Annotated in this window: 21 protein-coding genes and 3 tRNA genes; 15 read left to right on the top strand and 9 right to left on the bottom strand. The window is 39.4% G+C overall.

All coding sequences use genetic code 11. The annotated features are described in order from the left end of the window. Nucleotides 1-34: 34 nt before the first annotated feature. From AA637_RS01760 to AA637_RS01750, 3 genes are all read left to right on the top strand, one after another. Nucleotides 35-400, top strand: coding sequence for a 2Fe-2S iron-sulfur cluster-binding protein (locus AA637_RS01760; RefSeq protein WP_446683627.1), 366 nt, complete (start codon nucleotides 35-37; stop codon nucleotides 398-400). 21 nt (nucleotides 401-421) lie between these two features. Further along, nucleotides 422-907 (top strand): thermonuclease family protein, encoded by a 486-nt coding sequence (locus tag AA637_RS01755; protein ID WP_446683626.1) that lies wholly within the window; start codon nucleotides 422-424, stop codon nucleotides 905-907. 71 nt (nucleotides 908-978) lie between these two features. Further along, a complete protein-coding gene (locus AA637_RS01750; RefSeq protein WP_446683625.1) occupies nucleotides 979-2367 on the top strand; it encodes a TldD/PmbA family protein in 1389 nt (462 codons plus the stop codon). A 19-nt stretch (nucleotides 2368-2386) separates the two neighbouring features. On the opposite strand, the gene AA637_RS01745 is transcribed toward AA637_RS01750, so the two are convergent. From AA637_RS01745 to AA637_RS01735, 3 genes are all read right to left on the bottom strand, one after another. Beyond that, nucleotides 2387-2459, bottom strand: a tRNA-Thr gene (locus AA637_RS01745). A gap of 102 nt (nucleotides 2460-2561) precedes the next feature. Further along, on the bottom strand, nucleotides 2562-3206 hold the full coding sequence (locus tag AA637_RS01740; RefSeq protein WP_446683624.1) for a response regulator transcription factor: 645 nt from the start codon (nucleotides 3204-3206) through the stop codon (nucleotides 2562-2564). A gap of 15 nt (nucleotides 3207-3221) precedes the next feature. After that, nucleotides 3222-3791: a DUF2854 domain-containing protein gene (locus AA637_RS01735; RefSeq protein ID WP_446683623.1), complete on the bottom strand. Its 570-nt coding sequence runs from the start codon at nucleotides 3789-3791 to the stop codon at nucleotides 3222-3224. Nucleotides 3792-4288: 497 nt separating this feature from the next. Between AA637_RS01735 and AA637_RS01730 the strand changes: the two genes are divergently transcribed. The 3 genes from AA637_RS01730 to AA637_RS01720 all read left to right on the top strand — a co-directional run bounded on the left by AA637_RS01730 (nucleotide 4289) and on the right by AA637_RS01720 (nucleotide 9089). Beyond that, nucleotides 4289-5884, top strand: a complete 1596-nt coding sequence (locus AA637_RS01730; protein ID WP_069791498.1) for a peptide chain release factor 3 — start codon at nucleotides 4289-4291, stop codon at nucleotides 5882-5884. Nucleotides 5885-6076: 192 nt separating this feature from the next. Next, nucleotides 6077-7399: a 30S ribosomal protein S12 methylthiotransferase RimO gene (gene rimO / locus AA637_RS01725; RefSeq protein ID WP_446683622.1), complete on the top strand. Its 1323-nt coding sequence runs from the start codon at nucleotides 6077-6079 to the stop codon at nucleotides 7397-7399. A gap of 238 nt (nucleotides 7400-7637) precedes the next feature. Continuing rightward, nucleotides 7638-9089: a DEAD/DEAH box helicase gene (locus tag AA637_RS01720; RefSeq protein WP_446683621.1), complete on the top strand. Its 1452-nt coding sequence runs from the start codon at nucleotides 7638-7640 to the stop codon at nucleotides 9087-9089. A 108-nt stretch (nucleotides 9090-9197) separates the two neighbouring features. On the opposite strand, the gene AA637_RS01715 is transcribed toward AA637_RS01720, so the two are convergent. Beyond that, complete coding sequence (locus AA637_RS01715; RefSeq protein WP_446683620.1) at nucleotides 9198-10598, bottom strand: protein adenylyltransferase SelO; 1401 nt, start codon at nucleotides 10596-10598, stop codon at nucleotides 9198-9200. A 626-nt stretch (nucleotides 10599-11224) separates the two neighbouring features. Between AA637_RS01715 and AA637_RS01710 the strand changes: the two genes are divergently transcribed. After that, nucleotides 11225-12274, top strand: coding sequence for a 30S ribosomal protein S1 (locus tag AA637_RS01710; RefSeq protein WP_446683619.1), 1050 nt, complete (start codon nucleotides 11225-11227; stop codon nucleotides 12272-12274). A gap of 89 nt (nucleotides 12275-12363) precedes the next feature. On the opposite strand, the gene AA637_RS01705 is transcribed toward AA637_RS01710, so the two are convergent. Next, on the bottom strand, nucleotides 12364-13440 hold the full coding sequence (locus tag AA637_RS01705; protein WP_069789283.1) for a glycosyltransferase family 4 protein: 1077 nt from the start codon (nucleotides 13438-13440) through the stop codon (nucleotides 12364-12366). A gap of 382 nt (nucleotides 13441-13822) precedes the next feature. On the opposite strand from AA637_RS01705, the gene AA637_RS01700 reads away from it, so the two are divergent. From AA637_RS01700 to glmU, 4 genes are all read left to right on the top strand, one after another. Beyond that, nucleotides 13823-13904, top strand: a tRNA-Tyr gene (locus tag AA637_RS01700). Nucleotides 13905-13907: 3 nt separating this feature from the next. After that, nucleotides 13908-13979: transfer RNA gene (locus tag AA637_RS01695), tRNA-Thr, on the top strand. A 36-nt stretch (nucleotides 13980-14015) separates the two neighbouring features. After that, on the top strand, nucleotides 14016-15020 hold the full coding sequence (gene tilS / locus AA637_RS01690; RefSeq protein WP_446683618.1) for a tRNA lysidine(34) synthetase TilS: 1005 nt from the start codon (nucleotides 14016-14018) through the stop codon (nucleotides 15018-15020). 137 nt (nucleotides 15021-15157) lie between these two features. Then, nucleotides 15158-16510, top strand: coding sequence for a bifunctional UDP-N-acetylglucosamine diphosphorylase/glucosamine-1-phosphate N-acetyltransferase GlmU (gene glmU, locus AA637_RS01685; protein WP_446683617.1), 1353 nt, complete (start codon nucleotides 15158-15160; stop codon nucleotides 16508-16510). Between the two features lie 129 nt (nucleotides 16511-16639). Here glmU and AA637_RS01680 read toward each other — a convergent pair whose 3' ends face one another. After that, nucleotides 16640-17935: a hypothetical protein gene (locus AA637_RS01680; protein WP_446683616.1), complete on the bottom strand. Its 1296-nt coding sequence runs from the start codon at nucleotides 17933-17935 to the stop codon at nucleotides 16640-16642. Between the two features lie 176 nt (nucleotides 17936-18111). Between AA637_RS01680 and AA637_RS01675 the strand changes: the two genes are divergently transcribed. The 4 genes from AA637_RS01675 to AA637_RS01660 all read left to right on the top strand — a co-directional run bounded on the left by AA637_RS01675 (nucleotide 18112) and on the right by AA637_RS01660 (nucleotide 23122). Continuing rightward, nucleotides 18112-18987 carry a dienelactone hydrolase family protein gene (locus AA637_RS01675; protein WP_446683615.1) on the top strand — a complete coding sequence of 292 codons (876 nt, stop codon included), beginning with the start codon at nucleotides 18112-18114 and terminating at the stop codon, nucleotides 18985-18987. An 84-nt stretch (nucleotides 18988-19071) separates the two neighbouring features. Then, nucleotides 19072-19758, top strand: a complete 687-nt coding sequence (locus AA637_RS01670; RefSeq protein ID WP_446683614.1) for a type 1 glutamine amidotransferase domain-containing protein — start codon at nucleotides 19072-19074, stop codon at nucleotides 19756-19758. Between the two features lie 176 nt (nucleotides 19759-19934). Next, nucleotides 19935-20834, top strand: coding sequence for a 4-hydroxy-tetrahydrodipicolinate synthase (gene dapA / locus AA637_RS01665; protein WP_446683613.1), 900 nt, complete (start codon nucleotides 19935-19937; stop codon nucleotides 20832-20834). Between the two features lie 365 nt (nucleotides 20835-21199). Next, nucleotides 21200-23122 carry a ribonuclease J gene (locus AA637_RS01660; protein WP_446683612.1) on the top strand — a complete coding sequence of 641 codons (1923 nt, stop codon included), beginning with the start codon at nucleotides 21200-21202 and terminating at the stop codon, nucleotides 23120-23122. A 230-nt stretch (nucleotides 23123-23352) separates the two neighbouring features. On the opposite strand, the gene AA637_RS01655 is transcribed toward AA637_RS01660, so the two are convergent. From AA637_RS01655 to sppA, 3 genes are all read right to left on the bottom strand, one after another. After that, nucleotides 23353-23961, bottom strand: coding sequence for a LysE family translocator (locus AA637_RS01655; RefSeq protein WP_446683611.1), 609 nt, complete (start codon nucleotides 23959-23961; stop codon nucleotides 23353-23355). 99 nt (nucleotides 23962-24060) lie between these two features. After that, nucleotides 24061-24456 (bottom strand): chorismate mutase, encoded by a 396-nt coding sequence (aroH, locus tag AA637_RS01650; RefSeq protein WP_069789275.1) that lies wholly within the window; start codon nucleotides 24454-24456, stop codon nucleotides 24061-24063. Between the two features lie 35 nt (nucleotides 24457-24491). Beyond that, on the bottom strand, nucleotides 24492-25313 hold the full coding sequence (sppA, locus tag AA637_RS01645) for a signal peptide peptidase SppA (protein WP_446683610.1): 822 nt from the start codon (nucleotides 25311-25313) through the stop codon (nucleotides 24492-24494). Between the last annotated feature and the right edge of the window lie 64 nt (nucleotides 25314-25377).

Below are 25377 nucleotides of genomic sequence, written 5' to 3'. Positions count from 1 at the left end.
AAGCCTATATACTTACTTAATTATATAATTCACGATGCGAAACTATAAGGTAACAATTCATAACCGCCAAACCAACACCACGGAAACTGTCATAGTACCTGAAGATCAATATATTTTAAGAACCGCCGAAAATCAAGATGCCGATGCCCCTTTTTCCTGTCGAAATGGCGCCTGTACCACCTGCGCGGTAAGAGTAATTGAAGGAGATGTATATCAACCTGAAGCCATGGGATTATCTCCTGATTTACAAAAAGAGGGTTACGCTTTGTTGTGTGTAAGTTATCCTCGCTCAGATTTAGTGGTAGAAACCCAAGACGAAGATGAGGTTTACGAATTACAATTTGGACGTTATTTTGGTCGTGGAAAAGTTCGTTTTGGTTTCCCCATTGAGGATGATTAATTTTGGACTCGATGGTTAAAAATGGCTAATTTTAAAGGGTTTGTGCTTTCAATTATTCTTTGTTGTCTATTATCCTCCTGTGGACAAAATGTTTTATCCGATAACTTTGTTTCTGGGCAATTGGTGCGGGTTGTCAGTGGGCAAACCCTTGAGGTAGCTATCAACAATCAAGCCTATCGAGTGCGTTTAACTGGTTTAGATGTGCCTGAAAATCAGCAGGAAACAGCAGAAAAAACTATTCTCAATCTACTTACAAATAATCTTCAAAATCCTCTTAATTCTGTTACTATCACCATTAAAACTGATTTAACCGCAAAAGATTCATTTGATCGACTTTCTGCCTATGTATGGCTAAATAATGATTTTATTAATCAAAAAATTATTGAGGATGGAAGTGCGATCGCCAATTTAACCTACACAGACGGGAAATATGATGATATTTTAATCAATGCCCAAAACTATGCCCGAATTATGAATAAAGGAATTTGGGAGACAAGAGATAATTGATGATTGATAATTATTATTATCATTTTCCACCTAAACCAAAAATCACAGCCCAATTTAGCAACTCCCCATAAATGAAAGATTATCGCAATTTATTATCAGATTTAATCAAGCAGTATCGAAAACGAGTAGATTTCCTAAGTATTCGCCTAGAAAACTCTGAAGGTACCAATATTGCCCTGAGAAATGGGGCGGTAGAAACCCTCAGCGAAGGGGTATCCGTAGGGGGGCAGGTAAGGGCTTGTTATAAAGGGGGTTGGGGTTTTGCTACCTTTAATGATTTATCACAGCTTAAAGAAAGGGTCGAAGAGGCGATCGCCTTTGCCCGTATCATAGGAGATGATGAGACTCTTCTTGCCCCTGTGGAAACGGTGGAGGTAAGTTGTCGGTTGCCCCTCATTGGCACCAATCCCCGTTTAATTCCATTGGGGGATAAAAAAGCACTATGTGACCATTACTATCACATTCTCAAAAATTATCATCCTCACATCAATTCCGCATCCGTCACCTATTACGATGCCCAACAAGAAATTATCCTCGCTACCTCCGAAGGAAGCATGATACAGCAGTCTTGGATTGATAGTGAAATGCGCTTTAGTGCGATCGCCAAAAAAGCCCATCAAATACAAACGGGGCGAGAAACCACAGGTACAAGGAAAGGTTATGAAGATTTAACCAACCTTGATAAACAGGTAGAAAGTGCCTCCATTCGTGCCGTAAATGCCCTCAGTTTACCCTCCGTCAAGGGTGGCAAATATCCCGTAGTAATTGACCCTATTTTGACAGGGTTATTTGTCCATGAGGCTTTTGGGCATCTTTCCGAAGCTGATATGGCCTATGAAAACCCCGATTTATTAGAAGTAATGACCATGGGGCGCAAATTTGGCGAGGAATTTTTGCAAATTTTTGACGGGGCAATGCCCGAAGGACATCGGGGCAGTTATTATTATGACGATGAAGGCACCAAAGCAACCACCACCCAGTTAATCAAAGATGGTGTTTTGGTGGGGCGTTTACACTCTCGGGAAACCGCTGGAAAATTGGGAGAAAAACCCACAGGCAATGCCCGTTGTCTCAACTACCATTATCCTCCCATCGTCCGCATGACTAACACTTGGATTGGTAGGGGTGAAACTCCTGTACAGGATTTATTTAGCAATATTTCCGAGGGGGTATATGCTTCTAATTGGTTAGGAGGCATGACAAACGGAGAGATGTTTACTTTTAGCGCGGGGGAGGCGTGGATGATTCGAGATGGACAAATTGCCGAGCCTGTAAAAAATGTCACCCTTTCAGGAAATGTATTTAAAACCTTAGCACAAATAAGTGCGATCGGGGATGACTTTTATTGGGATGAGTCAGGGGGTTGTGGGAAAGGAGGGCAATCTGGCTTGGCGGTAGGGTGCGCCGGCCCTAGTTTACGCATTGAGGAGATAGTTATTGGGGGAGAAAGTTTGGAGTAATCTATCTCTAGTCGTTGTAAGCCATCTATCGGACTTGAACCGACAACCTTATCATTACAAGTGATGTGCTCTACCAATTGAGCTAAGATGGCAGGTTTAGTATCGTGAAATACTCTTTAGTAGAATAAAAACTACTTTTTTCATTTGCACAATACATTATAACCAATAGAGTGGGGAGATTGTCAAGAAAAGATTTAGACTAACTGAGATTGAATCGCCCAACGAGATAACTCTGTACGATTATGTAAACCCGTTTTGTTGAGCATATTCGACACATGACTCTCTATGGTGCGCTGACTTACCCCCAACTCAATAGATATTTCCCGATTTGATAAACCTTGAGAAACCAAACTCACTACTCTTGTTTCTGTGGGAGTTAACTCCACCGACTTAGGTACTTGAATCCTTTTGGTATCAGCCCCTACAGCATTACTATTGATCAGACGTTGACTATAATTAAGAGTAGATTTTACTTGAGCAACTAATTCTTCAGGCTCAAAAGGTTTTACTAAATATACATCAGCCCCCTGATTTAAACCTTTAATCCTATCTTGAGTTTGGGTTTTGGCTGATAAAAAGATGATAGGTAATTGATTCCATTGGGTATTTTGACGTATTTCTTCCACAAAGGTATAGCCATCCATTTCGGGCATCATCACATCACAAATAATTAAATCCGGTGTTTCCCTTTCCAAAATACTGAGGGCTTCTCTGCCCTGACTCGCTATCAACACTTGATAACCATTAAATTCGAGATAATCTTTAACCAACAAAATTAGGTTAGGATCATCATCAATGAGAAGTAATTTATTAGGACTAGAGTTTTGTGTGTCTTTCATTATTGTGGGATGTTTTTAGGCAACTTCAACGGTACTAGATTCAGATAAGGCAATAAGGGCTAAGTCAATCACATTATCATCAAAACTGAGAATTTTAGCAGTGATACCTGGACCAAAGAATTTGGTAATTTTGTCTAACTTTTCTTCCCATATTTCTCTGGAAATTAAAGGGGTTTGAAACTGTAAGACTAGGGTATATTTACCGTCAATTTCTATTTCTTTGAGAGTAGTTAGAATAGGTCTTTCTTCATCTGTGGGGCTTAATCCTATGCGCTCCAAGGCTTCGTCCAGATGGGCTTCTTGCCCGTAGCGATAACGAGTGACATCTTTTCTTAGCTGGTTTTGAGTATCGGTGGCTTGGGCTTCCCTTAGACTAAGGACTTCTTTGGGGGTTTCTTTGGAAAACGGTACGGGTTTCAATTCGGCGGCTTTGAGGGCAAGTCCTCCCAACAAAAGGGGAATTCCGTAGAAAAATCCCGCTAAGTTCAGGGTAGAGTTTCCTTTTGCATAGGCTACAAAGCCTACAGCTGTCAAGATTGAGCCAATAATTAAACCAACTAATGCTAAAGGAATTTTACGAAACATAGATCTATAATTACTATTAAAATAATATTTGATGGAATATTTATTATGTTCATAATATCAAAATAAGAACCATAAAATCCTGCGTATTGGTTTAATAATGGTTAAATTTTAGTGTTCACATCTATTCTAACTTTATCTATTCATTTTTCTTGGGTCTATGTATCCTTTGATTTTAGCTGTGTTAAAGTTTAAGGTTAATGATAGGAGTCCACTTTTGTGTATAATTAGGGATAACAAAAGGCTTCGGTTGGTAATTTGTTTTATGGGTAAAATTTTGTTTCTCCCCCATAGTTGTTATGGGATATGCTATCTGACTTGGGGTCGAGTAATATAGTTACGAATACTTGGAATAATAATATTTTGATTTTAGACCAAGAAATATAATTGAGAAATAGTTAGATATTTGAATGATAAAGTTTGCTTCATCTAACTTCCTGACTCTATGGATACTGGGAAGAAAGATTGATTTTTTGTTGTAAATATGAATTAATAAATATATGGCTTTAACGATTGAACAAGAATTATTAAAGGCGGTGGGTAAGCGTCGCAATTTTGCGATTATTTCTCACCCTGACGCTGGTAAAACTACGTTGACGGAAAAACTTTTACTTTATGGGGGTGCTATCCACGAAGCAGGGGCAGTGAAGGCAAAAAGAGAACAAAGAAAGGTTACTTCTGACTGGATGGAAATGGAGAAGCAGAGGGGAATTTCTATTACCTCTACGGTATTACAGTTTGCTTACCGTGATTATCAAATCAATCTTTTGGATACCCCCGGACACCAAGATTTTAGTGAGGATACCTATCGCACCCTAGCGGCGGCGGATAATGCGGTGATGTTGATTGATGCGGCTAAGGGTTTAGAGCCTCAAACCCGCAAGTTATTTGAGGTGTGTAAGTTGCGATCGCTCCCTATCTTTACATTTGTTAATAAAATGGATCGCCCTGGTCGTGAACCCCTAGAATTATTGGATGAGATCGAACAAGAGTTGGGTCTAAAGACTTTTGCGGTTAACTATCCCGTGGGTATGGGTAACTACTTTAAAGGGGTATATAGTCGTCGCCAAAAGGCTTATCATCTGTTTGATAGAGTCGTCCATGGTAAGGATGAAGCCCCAGAAATGATTATTCCCGACGGGGATAAAAGTATCAAGGATTATCTGGAAGCTGATTTATATGAGCAAACCCTGGAGGAATTGGAGTTAGTCAGTGAGGCTGGTTCGGATTTTGACTTAGAAGCTATTCACGCAGGAAAAATGACCCCTGTATTTTTCGGTAGTGCCATGACTAACTTCGGGGTGCGTTTATTCCTCGATGCTTTTTTGGAATATGCGTTGCCCCCTACCCCCAGAAACTCTACTCTAGGAGAATTAGAGCCTACTTATCCTGATTTTAGTGGTTTTGTCTTTAAGTTACAGGCCAATATGGATGCCAGACACCGTGACAGGGTGGCTTTTGTGAGGGTATGTACAGGGAAGTTTGAGAAGGATATGTCTGTAAACCATGCGCGCACGGGCAAAAGTATTCGTCTTTCTCGCCCTCAAAAGTTATTCGCCCAAGGGAGAGAGTCTATTGATGAGGCCTATCCTGGGGATGTGATTGGTTTGAATAATCCGGGGATGTTTGCCATTGGGGATACCATCTATCTAGGTAAAAAAATTGAGTATGATAAGATACCTAGTTTTTCTCCTGAGTTATTCGCTTTTCTCAAAAACCCTAATCCTTCTAAGTTCAAGCAATTTCAAAAAGGGGTACAGGAGTTACAGGAGGAAGGGGCTGTACAAATTATGTACTCCAAGGATGAATTTATCCGTGATCCTATTTTGGCGGCAGTGGGGCAGTTACAATTTGAAGTGGTGCAACATCGTTTGTTGAATGAGTATAATGTGGACTCAAGGCTAGAACCTATGAGCTACGGGGCGGCACGGTGGGTAATTGATGGTTGGGAAGCCCTTGAAAAGGTGGGTCGTTTATTTAATACCATGGTGGTTAAGGATTCTTTAGATCGTCCTGTACTATTATTTAAGAATGAATGGAACATTAACCAAGTTCAAGGGGATCATCCTGATTTACGGTTAAGTGCGATCGCCTGATAACCCTTTTATGATGAATAAAAATCCCCCAGCAATTTACTGGGGTTCTGAATGTTTGCCACAAACATCTAGCTGTAAATAATTAATTACTTTTTATCTTTTCTGCGATAAATCCCAAAGTCTGATATGATAGAAGAGCTATACTAAAAATATTAAAAACAAAAGTCGTAGGGAAAAAAAGCGCAATCGAATATGGGCAATAAGCCAACCATCGCCGTCTCTCATTTAGGATGTGAAAAAAATCGTATCGATTCTGAGCATATGCTCGGTTTACTAGCACAATCAGGCTATCAAATTGATAATACCGAGGAATTAGCCGATTATGTGATCGTCAACACTTGTAGTTTTATTGAATCTGCTAGACAAGAGTCTGTCAGAACCTTAATAGAATTAGCCGAAAATAATAAAAAAATTATTATCTCTGGTTGCATGGCTCAACACTTCCAAGAAGAGTTACTAGCCGAACTACCCGAAGCGGTAGCATTGGTAGGTACAGGAGATTATCAAAATATTGTTGATGTCGTTGAAAGGGTTGAAAAAGGAGAAAGAGTAAAAGCTGTTTCCGCTCAACCTACTTATATTGCCGATGAAAATATACCTCGTTATCGCACCACCTCCGAAGGAGTTGCCTATTTACGGGTAGCCGAAGGGTGTGATTATAGTTGTGCTTTTTGTATTATTCCTCATTTAAGGGGCAAACAAAGATCCAGAACCATTGAATCTATTGTAAATGAAGCCAAGCAATTGGCAGATCAAGGAGTCCAAGAATTAATTTTGATCTCCCAGATTACTACTAACTATGGCGTTGACATTTATGGTGAACCCAGATTAGCAGAATTATTAAGGGCTTTGGGGAAAGTGGATATTCCTTGGATTAGAATCCATTATGCTTATCCTACAGGTTTGACGGACAAAGTTATTGAGGCTATCCGAGAAACTCCCAATGTACTACCTTATTTGGATTTACCCCTACAACATTCTGATCCAGATATTTTAAAAGCAATGAACCGCCCTTGGCAGGGTCAGGTAAACGATCGCATCATAGAACGAATCAAGATCGCCCTCCCCGACGCAGTAATGCGGACGACATTTATTGTCGGATTTCCGGGAGAAACGCAACAAAACTTCAAACATTTGTTACAATTTGTAAAAAGGCATCAATTTGATCATGTGGGAGTGTTTACATTTTCCCCCGAAGAAGGAACCAAAGCCTACCACTTAGGTGAACAAGTTCCCGAAGAGGTAAAAATCGCTCGTAGAAATGAATTAATGGAAATACAACAACCCATTGCGGCGGCTAAAAATGAAGCCGAAATCGGCAAAGTAGTTCCCGTTTTGGTCGAGCAAGAAAACCCTGCCACTGGAGAATTAATCGGTCGTTCTCCTCGTTTTGCCCCCGAAGTAGATGGCATAGTCTATGTCCGTGGCGAAGCCAACCTAGGTTCAATAACATCAGTCAGAATTACTGATGCCGATGTCTATGATCTCTATGGTGAAATTGAAATAAGTCAGTAAATATTTATAGTCCAGTTTTATTCACTGGGTTGACCAACCGTTTACGGCTTGTATATCAAGGAAGAGTTTACTATGAAGTAAGAACCAAAAAGTAGGGAATAATTCCATAATATTATGAAATTATAGATTCCGTAAATCCTTTGATCCCGTACCCTTAACCAGTTTTGCTTCATTTCAGGTTTTCCCCCAATTCATCTGTGGAGACATCTTTACAGTTCACAATTAAAATAAAATACAGATGACAACTTCTTTCGCAAGTTTAGGACTTTCAGAAACTCTCGTTAACCAATTAGAAAATATTGGTTTTGATACTCCTACTAAAATTCAAACTCTCGCAATCCCTGAATTAATTGCAGGTCGTGATGTTGTGGGACAATCGCAAACTGGTACGGGTAAAACCGCCGCTTATTCTCTCCCTATTTTGGACAGAATTGATAAAAGCGATAAAAGTGTACAGGCACTAATTCTCGCACCTACTAGGGAATTAGCTCAGCAGGTAGCAGAAGCCTTTAAGGATTTAATTGGCAGAGAGAAAATCTTTGTTACCACTGTCTATGGTGGTCAATCTATGGAGCGTCAAATTCGCTTTTTAGAAAAGGGATCTCACATTGTGGTGGGTACTCCCGGACGTATTATTGATTTACTCAATCGTAAACACCTTAAGCTCGATAATTTACGCTATGTCGTATTAGACGAAGCCGATGAGATGTTGAGTATGGGCTTTATTGATGATGTTAAAACCATTCTCTCCCGTACCCCTGATTCTCGTCAAACCACTTGTTTCTCGGCTACTATGCCCAAAGAGATTCAACTGTTAGTAAAAGAGTTTATGACAGATGCGGTTAATGTAACTGGGGAAAAACCTCAGGATACTCCTTCTCGCATCGAACAAGTAGTTTATATGGTGCCTCGTGGTTGGTCAAAAATCAAGACCATTCAACCTATTTTGGAAATTGAAGATCCCCAATCGGCGATCATCTTTGTGCGCACCAAACGTACTGCCTCCGAGTTAACTTCTAAGTTACAAGAAGCGGGGCAAAGTGTGGATGAATACCATGGTGATTTGAGCCAACAACAAAGGGAACGTTTGATTCAGCGTTGGCGCGATGGAAAAATTAAGGTAGTGGTAGCAACGGATATTGCTGCCCGTGGTTTGGATGTGTCGGATTTAACCCACGTTTTCAACTTTGATTTACCTGATAACACCGAGACTTATATTCACCGTATCGGGCGTACGGGAAGGGCTGGTAAGGAAGGTAAAGCTATTGCTTTGGTGGAACCTAGCGATCGCCGCTTATTACGTCAAATTGAGCGTCGTTTAAAACAAACTATCACTGTGGAAGTTGTGCCTAACCGCTCCACCGTAGAAGCAAAAAGGATGGTTAAGCTCAAGGAGCAAATCAAAGAATCCCTCAGTGGAGAGCGTTTGGCTTCCTTCCTTCCTATGGTTAAGGAACTAAATGGAGAATACGACTCCAGTGCGATCGCGGCAGCAGTCTTACAGATTCTTTACGATCAAAACTGCCCCGCATGGTTACAACAAGATTGGGAAGTACCACCCCCAGCTACTCCTAAACCCAACGTCGGCGGTAAAAAATACGGCCGTGGCGGTGGTAAATATAACCGTGGCAAATCCAGTTATGGCGGTGGAAAACCTAGTCGTAAATACGATCGCCCCCAAGTAAGATAATTTTAAATACTTAAAATTGTTCTTTCCCCCCTTAAAAAAAGGGGGGTTTTTTGTTTTACACAAAGCTGAAAAGTTTGATCAGCATACCACTTTTAAATATCTATTTCATTATTTAATTTTCGCCAAAAAATCATAGAATAACTGCCAATTATCCTCATCATTAATTGGTTGCCAAATTTGTTCAATAAGAGGACGCACAGGAATATTGTTGGGATTAAACCGTTCCAACATTGAAATTATTTGTGTTAAATCTTCTCTCTTAAAATAAGATAAAGCCTTATGATATAAAACTTTCCACCCTTGAAAATTATGAGAGCTAATACTTTGATTTTCCAAAATTAAATCAGCATTATCATACCAACCATCATTAAAATCATTGCTTAAACTAGCAAAAAAATCATGATAACTATACTGAGAATCCTTTAGTAAACTTACAGTTTCCGTGACTAAATTTTTGCCCAAATCTTCAGGTAAATTCGTAAAACCCAACCTTCTCAACATAAACTGTTGATAGTATTGCTCATAATAACCATCAAAATTTTGTAACCCTTCCTCCAACTCAGAAGAAGCCATTACCAACGACAAAGGTATTTGTAACTTCTCCACATTTAGACGACAAATAATCGGCTGATTCCCATAACTATATCGTCCACCATAATCAAAATAAGCAGCGATAAACTTAGGATCATAACTATCAATAAAAGCATAGGGGCCATAGTCAAAACTTTCCCCCGTAATAGACATATTATCCGTATTCAAAACCCCATGACAAAAACCAGCACTCATCCATTGAGCTGCTAATTTTGCTACCCTTTCCACCAATTCAGCATAAAATTTTCGATAGGGGTTTTCCTGCTCACAAAGATGAGGATAATAATAAAAAATCACATGATCTAATAAATTTTTGATTAAATCAGGTCTTTGAAAATAATGTAACCGTTCAAAGCTACCAAAACGAATATGAGAATGGCTAAATCTTACCATCACCGACGAACGAGTAGGGGATGGCTCATCTCCTCGCCATAAAGATTCCCCCGTTTCAATCAGACAAAAACAACGAGATGTATTTACCCCCAGACGATAGAGAGTTTCTCCCGCAATAACTTCTCTTATTCCCCCCTTCAAAGTCAATCGTCCATCAGCCGTGCGAGAATAAGGAGTACGTCCAGAACCCTTGGTACCAAAATCATAGAGCCTACCATCTTTCCCCCTTACCTGTCCATATAGAAATCCTCTACCATCTCCTAGAGAAGGATTATATTGTCCAAATTGATAACCATGGTATTTGAGAGCGAGGGGCGGACATAAACCCTTAAACTGCCCAAATGCTTCAATCCAGTCCTTTTCTTGCACCGAATCAGCATCAATTCTTATTTCGTGAAGGAGGGATTCATTGGCAAATCTCAGTATGTGTTCGGGAAACTCTGCAGGAGTAACAATATCATAATAATCCTCCCCCAAGTTTTCCATTGCTGGTTCATATTCAAGATTAAAAAAAGGATTGGTCATTGATCAATTCATAGTGATTACAATCACAATTATACGAATCAATGGCGGTGCAAATACTGTTTAAGTAGGTTGGCGAAATTAATTATAGCTCTTATTTTATTAAGACTCTTATGAACAAGGGGTTTAAACCCCTTGCCTAAATCGATTTAATTATGCCTACTCACTTCGTGAAAAATCATTATTTAACCCTTTCATTATCAACTTTTTAGTTACCCTAGTATGATTCTAAAAAAAAGTTTTTCATCCTCCACCCACCTATTCAAAAATTCCCTTAAGAAATAACCATTCTGCTCCAATTGCTCAACATCCTCGGCTCAAAATTCTGTATAATATACCTTAAACCAAAAAATAGCTCATGTTTGATGCTAAGCTAGATGATTGGGCTTGTCGTTTAGGGGATTAACCCAAATCCCACACAGTAGAAAGTGAAAAACCAACAGTTTAACACTGAGGGAAATCATTTCACCAAAAACTGTGTCAAATTCAATAATAGAAGTATTAAATTTTTAAATTAATCTCTATGTTTATTTTTTCCAAATCACTTATAAATCTCCTTTGTAAGTATATGGGAAATATTTGTAATTATCAAAAAACTAAGTAAATTGAACACCTTTGAAAATATGCCTATGGTCAGTCAAACAGAAACCGCAAAAACCGATATTGGTTTTACCCATGAAGATTTTGCCGCTCTTTTAGATCAATATGACTATCACTTCAGCCCTGGGGATGTAGTACCCGGTACTGTATTTAGTATGGAGCAAAGAGGCGCCTTAATCGACATCGGAGCAAAGACTGCCGCTTATATCCCTGTACAAGAACTTTCTATCAACAGAGTTGATAACCCCGACGAGGTTTTACAACCCAACGAAACCAGAGAATTTTTCATCCTTACCGATGAAAATGAAGATGGACAGCTAACCCTCTCTATCCGCCGTATCGAGTATATGCGCGCATGGGAAAGAGTCCGCCAATTACAACAAGAAGATGCCACCGTTTATTCCAACGTATTCGCTACGAACAGAGGTGGTGCTTTAGTCAGAGTTGAAGGTTTGAGAGGCTTTATCCCCGGTTCTCACATTAGTGCAAAAGATGCTAAAGAGGACTTACTCGGACAAGATTTACCTTTAAAATTCTTAGAAGTTGACGAAGAGCGTAATCGTCTTGTACTAAGTCATCGTCGTGCGTTAGTAGAGCGTAAGATGAATGGTTTGGAAGTGGCTCAAGTAGTAGTTGGTTCTGTTCGTGGTATCAAGCCATACGGTGCCTTTATCGACATTGGCGGTGTTAGTGGTTTATTACACATCTCCGAAATCTCTCATGATCACATTGATACTCCTCACAGTGTATTTAATGTTAACGATGAGTTAAAAGTTATGATCATCGATCTTGACGCTGAAAGAGGACGCATTTCCTTATCTACTAAGCAATTAGAGCCTGAACCTGGTGATATGTTAAAAAATCGGGATTTAGTGTTTGAAAAAGCTGAAGAAATGGCTGCTTCATATCGTGAAAAATTATCAGCGGCTAGTGAAGCTCGTGAAGAGGCAGCGGCTGCCGTTGAAGAAGAAACGGTAGAAGTTGAAGTAGTAGAAAATGTTGCTACAGAAGAAACCAATGAAGTAGTGGAAGAAACTACTACTACCGATGAGGAATTAACTTCCACTGTCACCGAATAATTTAGTTTTATTATTTGCAAAGTTATTTTATTAATCTTTATTGCAAACTAACTTAAGTATTATAGGAGGGGTCATCCCTCCTTTTTTTATTACTCACTTTTAACTCGCCGATTACGCCATACCTGCCAAGAAATGTAGATTAATAATATGGTAGCACCGATAACATAAACTCCTCCGCTGGGAAAACCAGAAAAAATCAGGGCAAAACTACCTACCCATAAGGTTAGGGAATAGATAAATAAAACAGTGAGTCTTTGAGATATTCCTGCGTCAAGAAGACGATGATGTAAGTGTCGTTTATCGGCTAGAAAAGGTGATTTACCTTGAATAACACGAGAAAGAATGACAATGGACATATCCACAATGGGCACAGCCAAGATGATATAGGGTAAAACTACAGCAGTCACGGCGGCGGTTTTGGCTAGTCCAATAACTCCAACCCCTGCTAAAAGAAACCCCATAAAATATGCTCCCCCATCTCCCATAAAAATTTGAGCAGGATTAAAGTTATATCTTAAAAATCCTAAAGCACCTCCTGCGAGGGCAGCGGCAATGAGGGCAGCGGCGGGTTGATTCATAAAGAGACTGACAATTAACATCACCACGGCGGCAATACCACATACTCCTGCGGCTAAACCATCTAAACCATCAATCCAATTAATGGCGTTGACCATGCCCACTAACCAAATTATGGTTATAGGCAGACTAAGCCACCATTGATCTATCTGTACTAATCCAAAAAAGGGAATAGTAAGAAAATCAATCCTGACTCCCTGCCACCAAGCAAAACTGGAGACGACGGATTGTACTATTAACCTAAAACCAGCGGAAAGACTGAATAAATCATCGGCAAAACCAATCAAGAAGAATAAACAAGCCCCAATGGTTACGCCCCAAATTTCGGCGTCTTGATCGGGGGGTAAAATACCAAATCCGCCCATCCACCACACAATAAGGAGGGAACAGGTTACGGCGGCAAAAATCGCAACTCCTCCTATTCTGACAATAGGTTTACGATGTACTTTTCTGGGGTCTGGTTTATCGACATAACCACTTTTAAAGCCAATGGTTTTGACAATGGGGGTTGACCATAAGACAAGGTTCATGGACACCAAAAAGGCAACGAGATGATAGGTTTCTTGGGTAGGGGCAAATTCATAATTCATGATTGACGGTTAACGGTTATAGAAGGATGACAATCTTCGTTTTTTTTGAGGTTGTGTTACTTCCACTAATTTTAAGTCATTTGCGATCATTATTTTAGAGATAGTTATTTTGTTCTATATCCTCTGTGTTTAAAAAAAGTAGTTAAGGTAAAAAATGTTGGAGGGTACGTTGTAATGTTGATTATTCACAAAATATGGAGTTGCTTAATAATGTCATAAAAGTATGAGGTTTTGAATGGTGGTTTTTGTGCTTCTATCTAATCTACTTTATCTGTGGCATGGTTAATTTATATTTGTCTATATTGTGGGTTTTTAACTTCTCCAAAATTTATGTTGACATTTTTATTAGATATTAGTTACAATATATAACTGTGAAACAAAGGGGTCGATGCCCGAGTGGTTAATGGGGGCGGACTGTAAATCCGCTGGCTATGCCTACGTTGGTTCAAATCCAACTCGGCCCATATGCCTTTGTAGCTCAGTGGTAGAGCACACCCTTGGTAAGGGTGAGGTCACGAGTTCAATCCTCGTCAAAGGCTTTGGAAAAGTAATAATATAGGTAGTGGTGGACAACGATGTCCACCATAATTTTTATTAAGGGGAATGCTGTAATGGTATGGAGTGATTACCATGCAAGGTTACATCAACTTTTAAAAAATAGACAAATTTTACCGAAGTTTAGCAAAATTTTGGTCGGGTTATCAGGGGGACAAGATTCTCTTTGTTTGACTCGTCTTATGCTAGATTTAGAGGATAAATGGGAGTGGAAAGTGGCGATCGCCCATTGTGACCATAATTGGACTTTGGATCAGGGTTTAGCGGAACATATAGAAGCCATTGCAAGTAATTGGGGAGTAGATTTATATTTAGAAACGGCACAGGATGAAATTCCTGAAAAAGAGGCAGCAGCTAGAACATGGCGTTATCAGGTATTAACAGATGTGGCGATGAATCATGGTTTTGATTATGTGGTGACGGCACACACTAAGAGCGATCGCACCGAAACCTTTTTATATAATTTAATTAGAGGCTCAGGAAGTGATGGTTTAACCTCTCTATATTGGAAAAGAAAATTAACTGATGAGGTGGAGTTGGTGCGTCCTTTATTGGGTTTTAGCCGTCAAGATACAGGAAACTTTTGCCAAAAATATAACTTACCTATCTGGGAAGATAGCTATAACCAAAATAAAAAATTTGCTCGTAATCGCATTCGTCTTGATTTGATTCCCTATCTACAAAAAGAATTTAATCCCCAAGTGGAAAACCATATCGCCCAAACTGCCGAAATTTTGAGGGCTGACCGAGAATTTTTAGATTCCCAAGCTCAATTAATTTTAAAAGAAGTAGCTACGAATCAAGATACTATTGACTGTAAAAAGTTACAGGATCAGCACCTAAGTTTACAAAGAAGGGTGATAAAACTATTTTTAGGGCAAAATTTAGCTAAGATGCCCACTTTCGAGCAAATAGAAGCGGTTGTTAATTTAATTGATGCTCCTAATGGTTCTCAAACCTCTAGTTTTGGGGGCGGAAGGGCGATCGCCGTTAGACAAAATCACATTGTTGTAATTAGGTGTTGATGACAAAGTGGGGTTATGGTGTTAATTGATAATGGTCAATTGTTTCTTAATTCCCCGCGCGACCCCAAAAATTTTACCCTCAACGGAGGTAATCCTTTAATGATATACTCTAGGGCAAACGGTAGTAAAAATATCTCATGTTAGCAGTAGCAATACTTGCCGCAGGCAAAGGAACTAGAATGAAATCCAAACTTCCGAAGGTGTTACATCCTTTAGGAAATAAAACTTTGGTCGAAAGGGCGATCGCCTCTTGTGAACTGATAAAACCCGATCGCACCGCCATCATTATCGGCTATGAAGGAGACAAAATAAAAGAAGCCCTCCATCACCTTCAAGGAGTAGAATTTGTCGAACAAAAAGAGCAACTAGGCACAGGACACGCCATTCAACAGTTACTCGAACCCCTCAAAGACTTTTCAGGGGATTTATTGGTTTTAAACGGTGATGTACCCCTATTACGCCCCGAAACTGTCCAAAAATTGATCGCTACCCATAAGGAAAATAAAAACCAAGCAACCCTCCTCACTGCCAATTTATCCAACCCCACGGGTTATGGAAGGGTATTTTGCGACAGTACCAATATTGTTAAACAAATTGTAGAACATCGAGACTGTAGCTCTGCCCAAAAACAAAATCCCCGAGTCAATGCAGGAGTATATTGTTTTAATTGGGATGCCCTCAAAGAAGTATTACCTAAACTCAGCACCAATAATGACCAAAAAGAATATTATCTCACTGAGGTAGTGGACTATTTAAACCCCGTCATGGCTTTGGATGTTGATGATTCTTTAGAAATTAATGGTATTAATGATCGCCGTCAATTGGCTGTGGCCTATGATATTTTACAAGCAAGGGTAAAAGAAGCATGGATGATGGCAGGAGTAACTATGATTGACCCTGATAGCATTACCATTGAAGATACTGTCACCCTTGGTAGTGATGTGATTATCGAACCCCAAACCCATTTAAGGGGTAATACCGTTATTGGTTCAGGGTGTCACATTGGACCAGGTAGTTTTATCGAAAATAGTCACATTGGCGAAAGTGTTAAGGTGTTTTATTCCACCATTACCGATAGTCAGGTGGCTTCGGGTAGCAAAATAGGTCCTTATGCTCATTTGCGGGGACAGGCAAATATTGGCGAAAATTGTCGTGTCGGTAATTTTGTGGAGGTGAAAAAATCCACCATTGGTAATAAAACGAACGTGGCTCATTTATCTTACATTGGCGATGCAACCCTCGGAGATCAGGTTAATGTGGGCGCTGGTACTATTACCGCTAACTATGACGGGGTTAATAAACATCCTACGGTTATAGGCGATCGCACCAAAACTGGTTCTAATAGTGTCTTTGTGGCTCCCGTTACCATCGGTGAAGATGTCACCATCGGTGCAGGTTCAGTCATTACCCATGATGTGCCTGATGGGGCATTGGCGATCGCCCGTCAAAAACAAAAAAATATAGACCACTGGAAATCGAGAAGTAAATAAATGACATTTCAAGATAGTTATGGGGTCTGTCTTTTATTTTTAAGTCCCCCGAATTCACGGGGGATTTAGGGGGATTATTCTGTATTGCATTGTGAGCATAACTAATCCCCTCCAAGCTACTTTGAGTTCCTAGTCTTCTAGTAAATTGTCTAACATATCTCGATCAGTAGAGTAAATCATCTCATCTTCACTGAGAATTTTTTGGGTGGCAAATTGACGGGCATAATTAATTTTAGGCTGTAATTCTTGTTTATTTTCTATCAATAAACCAGCCCTCTCTTGTCTATTTTCATTACGCTTTTCAATTTTATTATTGCGAGTTTGAAGCCAAAAATAACGAATTAAAGGTACTGTTAAATAAGCCACGGAATAACTTACAAGAATAGGATAAATAAAACGCACAAAATCCACAAAGGAAACTAAATCGGGAGATAAGGCTGATATATCTTGTTGTGTGAGGGAATAAAATACTAGCACCAAAATAAAGTAAACAGCACCTAGTCCAAATGCCATAATTTTTTGAGAACTGGTAGCAATACTAAACTGCCATTTATTTTCTTCGAGATAAGGGGCAATAGAGCTTTTTCCCTTGACACTTGCCTTAACCTGTAACTCAGGGAAGTAGTAAATAATATCTCCTGTTTCCGACACTTCAGGATAACCATTAAAACGAGTGAGGACAGGTAACATATAATCTTCATCCCTTTCGTTATAGATGTTGATATTATCGAGATAAGGGGCAATTTGTTCGGCTATTACCGCACCTTGATTATTTTGAATTACCGCCCCAATTTCTTGCCATCTTCTTTCCTCCAGATTTGGGTTAGGATTACCGTCACCAAATAAGAATGAATAAATACTTTCAAGGAAATTTAACTCACTTTCTTGTCTTTGTTGGGGGGGTACATTGCCCTGATAGGACTGTTGATAATAGTAATTATTGCGATGGTATCTAGGGCTAAAAATAGAGAAAGGATTAGGCATCAGCCAAAAATTTGGCATAAACATCATTCCACCGCCTCCCCGAGAGTTACTACTGCGATTATCGTTATCTCCCCTAGATGCAGAAAGACCAATCACGATAAGGGCGATCGCAATGGCTAAAATTACAATAGATGCTATCAACAGAATACCAAAAGAAATACGAATCAGATAAAAAATAACCTCCCATGCCTTAGAAAGCCATTGTTTCGCCCTCAACTTCCAGTAACGATTCCGTAATATAGTCCGAAAATCGTTGGGGAAAGCGTAAACCATATCCCCCGTTTCCGCTACCTGTAAATGCCCTCCGGCCTCCGAGGCAAGGGCTAACAACTCCCGTTGGGCAAGGGCAACATCTAAGCCACTCTCCGAAGCGACATCACCCACCGTGACACGATAATCTAATTGTTCTACAGATTTCATAATGGCGGGATTGGGGTTCATATTTTGTCTCCTAATAACTTTTGCATCCTTTTTTTAGTATAGAAGTTTTAATACAAAGTCGTTGGCTGAGAGTCGAGAGGGATAAATGTCTGTTTCTTGATGCTTTTAAAGATTTGAAAATATCTCATAGAATGATTTGAAGTAGCAATTCAAAATATCATCTTTAACAATTCAATATGCGTAAATTTATTTATTTTGCCCTAGCATCCTTTTTCCTTGTAATATCCTTAGCAATTTTCAACATCAATAAACCTACCCTTGCCACTACTTCCGACTATGTTAATTATATGGCAGAAGCTCATAAGGGCGATCGCCCCGTACCCACAGGCATCATCGCCGACGCGCCCAAAACAGAGGTAGTGGGGGAAATGGTAGAATATGCCCAAATCGATGGGGAGATGGTATCAGGTTATATTTCTCGTCCTGCGGGGGTTGAGGAGCCATTACCAGCGGTTATTTTGATCCATGAGTGGTGGGGATTAAACGACAACATTAAAGCCATGACAGACAAAATGGCAGCGGAAGGTTATGTTGCCCTAGCTGTTGACTTGTACAAAGGGGATGTAGCAGAAACTCCTGACGAAGCTATGAAATTAGTACAAAATGCGATCGCCTCTAGCCCCGAACTAGAAGACAACATCACCCAAGCCTATGACTACCTCAAAAACGAAACCAATGCCCCCAAAGTAGCTTCCATGGGTTGGTGTTTTGGCGGATTGTGGTCATTAAATACAGCCCTCCTGTTACCCACCCAATTAGATGCCACCGTAATTTATTATGGCGGTAATATTACCACCGATCCCGAAAAATTAGCTACCCTAGAAATGCCTATCCTCGGTATTTTCGGCGAACTAGATCAAAATCCCTCCGTGGAATTAGTTAGGGAATTTGAACAAGTTTTACAAAGTCTTAACAAAGAAGTGGAAATCCACATCTACGAAAATGCAGATCATGCTTTTGCCAACTCATCAGGCAACAGATACAACCCCGAAGCAGCCCAAGATGCTTGGGAAAAAACCACCGAATTTTTAACAACCCATCTTCAACAATAAATTTTAAATCCTAGGGTGGGCATTGCCCACCATCACAAAAAAAATAGTCAACTATAATGTCACTGTAATTATTTATACTTTCTTATGTCCAAGCAAAAAATATTAGTCGTCTTAACCAGCATCGAAAAATATCCCAGTCTCAACCGTGCCACAGGATTATGGTTAGGGGAAGCCGTCCATTTCGTCAAAAAAGTGGAGGAAGCAGGTTACGAAGTTGACTACGTCAGCCCCCAAGGAGGTTATACTCCCATTGACCCTCACAGCTTAGCCATGGCTGATGATACCGATTGGCAATGGTATCAAAACAAAGATTTTATGAATCGTTTGGGCAATACCCTTAAACCTAGTGAAATTAACTCTGATGATTATGTTGCCATCTATTATGCTGGTGGGCATGGGGTTATGTGGGATTTTCCTAACAACAAGGAATTACAGACTATTAGCCAAAAAATTTATGAAAATGGCGGTTATGTTTCCGCAGTGTGCCACGGTTCAGTGGGCTTATTAAATACTAAGTTATCCGATGGAAATTATTTAGTTAAGGGTAAAAAAGTAACAGGTTTTTCCAATGAAGAAGAAAAACAAGTGGAATTAGATAAAGCAGTGCCATTTTTAACAGAAGATGCCCTAGTAGAGAAGGGGGGGATTTATGAGAAAGCCGCTGAGCCTTGGGCTGTTTTTGTGGTAGAAGATAATAGAGTTATTACTGGTCAAAATCCCGCCTCTAGTGCGAAGGTAGCTGATTTATTATTGGACAATCTTTCAAAGTAAAATTTTGATGAGGGTAGGTGTTAAGTAAGTTTAACCATCCATTATCCATCATCAACTATCCATTATCACTTCCTTAAGTTGTACATTGCCCATTGAATTGGTAAACTACGTAATGTAAATGTAAAATTGTTGGCTCAGGGTTGGACTAATCCCCAAGAGATATTAAATTAATAGCGATGAGTGATTATATTTTTGGTCGAGTTTTGACGGCAATGGTGACACCTTTTAATGGGGATGGCTCTGTTAATTATGGTGTGGCAGAAAAATTGGCTAGTTATTTAGTGGATAATGGTAGCGATGGCATCGTTGTATGTGGTACCACGGGAGAATCTCCAGCCCTTGAGCATGAGGAAAAAAATGAACTTTTAAAGGTCATTAAGTCCGCTGTTGGTAATCGGGGTAAAATTATCATGGGTACGGGTTCTAATTCTACCACCAGTGCGATCGCCCTTACCCGTGAAGCTGAAAAAATAGGCATTGACGGTTCTTTACAAGTAGTACCCTATTACAACAAACCCCCCCAAGAAGGCTTATATCGTCATTTCGGTGCGATCGCCTCTGCCTGTCCAGATGTACCCATCATGTTATACAACATCCCTGGTAGAACAGGAAAAAATCTCGAATCTACAACCATCGCGCAACTAGGAGAAAAATTTGATAACATAGTGGCAGTGAAGGAAGCTAGTGGAAATTTGGAACAAGCAGCCCAAATCAACGCCCTTTGTGGTGATGATATGTTAATCTATTCAGGAGAGGACTTTTTAACCCTACCGATGATGACCGTGGGAGGTGTCGGAGTAGTTAGCGTTGCTAGTCATCTAGTGGGTAATGATATTCAAGCCATGATTAGCGCCTACGAATTAGGAAAAAATAAACTAGCCCAAGAAATTCAACAAAAATTACACTTCATATTTAAAGTATTATTTTGTGACACCAATCCTATCCCCTTAAAATCAGCCCTACAACTACTAGGATGGAATGTCGGTGGTGTTAGATTACCCTTATCTCCTATCTCTGAAGAGCATAAACTGGAAGTAAAAAAGGTTCTTCAAGAATTAGATTTATTGTCAAAATAATTTAACAATTAATAGACTAAGTATTTTAAAAAATTAAAGTTTTTCCAACTAGAAAAAAAGTTTTCGGTTCATAAAAAAAGGAGGTCATACTAAAAATAAACATATCCCGCACAACATTATCAATAAATAACAGTACACTTTTATACGTTTTAGTCAAAAAATACGAACTTAAGTGTCTGTAAAAAAAATCAAGCTCAAAAGATATGATTATGTTAAATAAATCAAAAATAAAATTTTTCTAGGTAAAATTAACTTATGAAGAGCTTTAAATATCTGGTAAAAAAATCCTCATCTATGATGAGAAAAAAGGATTATTAAACAAAATTAATTCCTAAAAAAACACATTTCTAGCAAACAGACAATTTATGAATAAAGTTTACAAAATTCAAGGCAGAAAGAGAAAAACAAGCGATACTACCCCTAAACCCACAAAAACATTGAAAGATACCCCAAAAATTAAAGCTAAAAATAGCGAAAAAAATAACCAAGAAGTCCAAAGCAATAAAAACGCCCTCAGAGTAATTCCCCTTGGTGGACTCCATGAGATTGGAAAAAATACCTGCATTTATGAATACGAAGATGAAATAATTTTAGTAGATGCGGGAATTGGTTTCCCCACCGATGGAATGCACGGTATTAACGTGGTATTACCTGACATGACCTATTTACGGGAAAATAACCATAAAATTAAGGCTTTCGTGGCTACCCATGGTCATGAAGACCATATCGGCGGTATTCCTTATCATTTAAGACAAATTGACACTCCCATTATCTATGGGCCTCGTCTTGCCATGTCTTTACTCAGAGATAAATTAGAAGAAGCAGGACTGAGCGATCGCACTATAATTAAGACTGTAGGACCTAGAGAAGTTGTTAAAATCGGTAAACACTTCCAAGTAGAATTTATCCGCAATACCCACTCCATCGCCGATAGCTTCACCCTTGCTATCCATACCCCCGTAGGCGTTCTAATCCATACAGGGGATTATAAAGTAGATCACACCCCCGTAGATGGCGAATATTTTGACCTCCACCGCCTCGCCCAATTAGGAGAAGAAGGAATACTATGTATATTCGGAGACTCCACCAACTCTGAAGTACCTGGCTTTACCCCTTCAGAGAGATCCGTTTATCCTAACCTAGAGAAAATCTTTTTACAATCCCACGGGCGCTTATTACTTACCACCTTTGCCACCTCCGTCCATCGGGTGAATATGGTACTAGAATTGGCTCAAAAATATAACCGTAAGGTTGCCATCGTCGGGCGCTCTATGTTGAATGTCATTGCCCATGCCCGTAACCTAGGATATATCAAATGTCCAGAAGACCTCTTTATCCCCTTGGGGGCTATGAATCGGCTTCCCGATGAACAAGTATTAATCCTCTGTACAGGCTCTCAGGGTGAAAAATTTGCCGCCATGACAAGGATTTCTAGGGGTGAACATCGCCAAGTGAAAATCCGTCAGGGAGATACTGTCATTTTCTCCGCCAATCCTATTCCAGGTAATACTATTCCCGTAGTGAACACCATTGATAGGTTAATGATGCAAGGGGCAAATGTACTTTATGGCAAAAATTTAGGGATTCACGTATCTGGCCATGGTTGCCAAGAAGATCAAAAACTGATGTTAGCCCTCACCAAACCTAAGTTTGTTGTCCCTGTCCACGGGGAACATCGTATGCTGGTTAAACACGGACAAACTGCCCAAAGTGTGGGTATTCCCCCGGAAAACATCGTTATCATTAACAATGGTGACACCATAGAATTAACCCCCGATACCATTCGCAAAGGGCCTAAGGTGCCTTCTGGTATTGAATTAGTCGATAACTCTGGTATTGTTCACAGTACCCATGTTATGGAAGAAAGAACTCAAATTGCTCAAGATGGTGTCATTACCGTAGTTGCAGCTGTCAACTATCAGGGCAGACTATTAGAAGAGCCTCAAATTAATCTTCGTGGGGTTGTTAGTAAAATTGAGATGTCCATGTTGAAACGGTTGATTAGCCGTAATGTTGATAAGACTATAGGCGATCGCATCAAGAGTGCTTTATTATTGAATGGTAATGAAGAAATCAACTGGTCGAGTATTCGTCTTGATGTAGAAGCTAGTTTAGACAGATTAATTCAAAGAGAACTAAGAAGTAATCCTTTGGTTGTCTTCATGTTACAAGTACAACCAGACATCAACGACAACAACAGCGATGATGATAATGATAACAGCGATGGGGAAAATAACGGTGATGGTAAATTTACCCGTCGTCGTCGCTCTGTAGTTACCACCTACTAATAATAATTAGGTAGATAATTCCACGATATTAAATGGGGACGTAGTACATAAACTATTGCGTCCTCATTTTATGTAAACAAACAAAAAATAAATAATACCAAATCCGATTAGTAGAGTTTACTATTATTCACCGTGTAACAATTGACAATAAACAATTACTATCCGTTCCCCGTTCCCTGTTCCCCGCCCTAATTAGTATACTATTGAAACGGGATTTAGTATAATTATTTTTACTGAATAATCATAAATATACCCACACAAGTTATGATACAACCTGCGGAAATATTTATTATTTTACTCATTTTTTGATTGATTAAAAACTTTGACTTACCCGCAATAAAAGCATAAATTAATTTCACGCCTCCTACGCTCAAAATTGTTATTAAAATGATAATTAGCGTGTCAAAAAAAGAAATATTACTGACATCTACAAAAGCAGGTAGAAAACCTAGGTAAAAAAGGGTTGCTTTTTGATCTCCAAGGGTAATAAATAATCCTGTCAAAAAACTGGAAGAAAGAGATTTTATATCTGCTTTTTCGAGGACTTGATTATTAGTTTTTGCTTTAAAAATAGTAATCCCCATAAATATTAAATATACTCCGCCGATATACTTTATCAACACAAAAAAATTTCCCATGGTGTCTTCCAAAAAAGACAATCCCCAGAGGGTAATCACGATAAAAATAATATCTCCTGCAACAATACCAAGGGTAGTAAAAAAACCATGGATAAAACCACCCCTAGCACTCTTGGCAGACACAGTTAACACACTGAGACTAGGGATTGATGCTAGTATTGTCATAGCCCCAAATAAACCCAGAATGTTAGCCCAAGTCATATTAAAATTAATATTTAAAAATAACGTTTTTTTGACAACAACACAGTTAAAACGAAAAAATTATAAATACAACACTGAGATATTAAAACCTCATTATTCTTAATATCTGGAAAATTGAGCCAAACTCCAATCAGGGCGCAAATTTTGGGCTTTGCGTAAATAAGGGTGATAAATTTCGCTAGGAGGTTTGGTGGTATTGAAGTAAATTAAAACTCTAATACAACGCTCTAGGCTACCTTCTACTTTCATTTGTTGTAAGTCGAGGAGGGGTACATTAGCCCAGTGGGGGCGCTCCCTTGCGATCGCAGCGGGGAAGGCTATATCTAAATCAGGGGTAGCAGTAAAAATAACACTAATGACATCATCATAATCAAGTTGATTGCGAGTCTCAATTTCCATCATCAACTCACTGATAGCATCTCTCATGGCATCAATAGTATTACTCTGGGCTGTAGTTGCCCCTCTAATTGCCCGTACTTTCCACATGGGTGACATTACTCCTTTCCCGACTGAATGCGAATGATCATAAACTAAGGACGATATAACCATAAAGGTTGTCCATTGGTTGCAACTTCAAATTCTAACCAATTAATAGCTGAACCTACACCTGATTTTACCTGACTACGACCATTAAGCAAACGATTAATTAATGGTTTTGGTTCCTCGATAGTGTCGCATTCGGTTTTTTCAGGATCTAGTTTAACCAACTCACAAGCCCAACGACGGGCATCTTCTTCTCCACCGAGTCTATCTACCAATCCTAATTTTAAAGCCTGTTCTCCGCTAAAAATACGACCATCAGCAAAACTCTTCACTGTTTCTACAGACAGATTACGTCCTTCGGCAACGGTTTGCACAAACTGTTCATAACTGCTGTCAATCAGTTGTTGTAAAATTTCCCTTTCTTCTGGGCTTAAATTGCGATCAAAGGACAATATATCTTTATAAGGGCCAGATTTTATCACCTGAAACGATACCCCTACTTTTTCCAACAATTTTTCTAGGTTATTACCCCGAATGATAACCCCGATACTGCCTGTAATGGTGCCAGGGTTGGAAACAATGTGATTCACCCCTACCCCAATATAAACTCCTCCTGATGCAGAGATATTACCAAAACTAGCAACTATCTTGATTTTCTCTCCCAACTTTCTCAAGGCTGAATATATTTCCTGAGAATCAGCAACAGTACCTCCGGGGGAGTCGATGCGCAATAGTAGGGCTGGATATTTTTTCTCTTCAACGGTTTTTAATGCTTCTAAAACCTGCACACGGGTACTTGAGCCGATGGCTCCATTAATTTCAATTTTGGCAATTTTCTTTTTTGTGTTGGGTTTAAAGGGCCAGATCATTCTTATTTTTTACGGATTCTTTGATGGTAGTATGAAAACTCCCCTGATTATAGCAAGGTTAAGG

Origin of the sequence: Cyanobacterium sp. HL-69 (assembly GCA_002813895.1) — a bacterium.
GTDB lineage: Bacteria > Cyanobacteriota > Cyanobacteriia > Cyanobacteriales > Cyanobacteriaceae > Cyanobacterium.
Note: the sequence above shows the minus strand (reverse complement) of the source record. Positions and strands in the feature narration are given on the sequence as shown.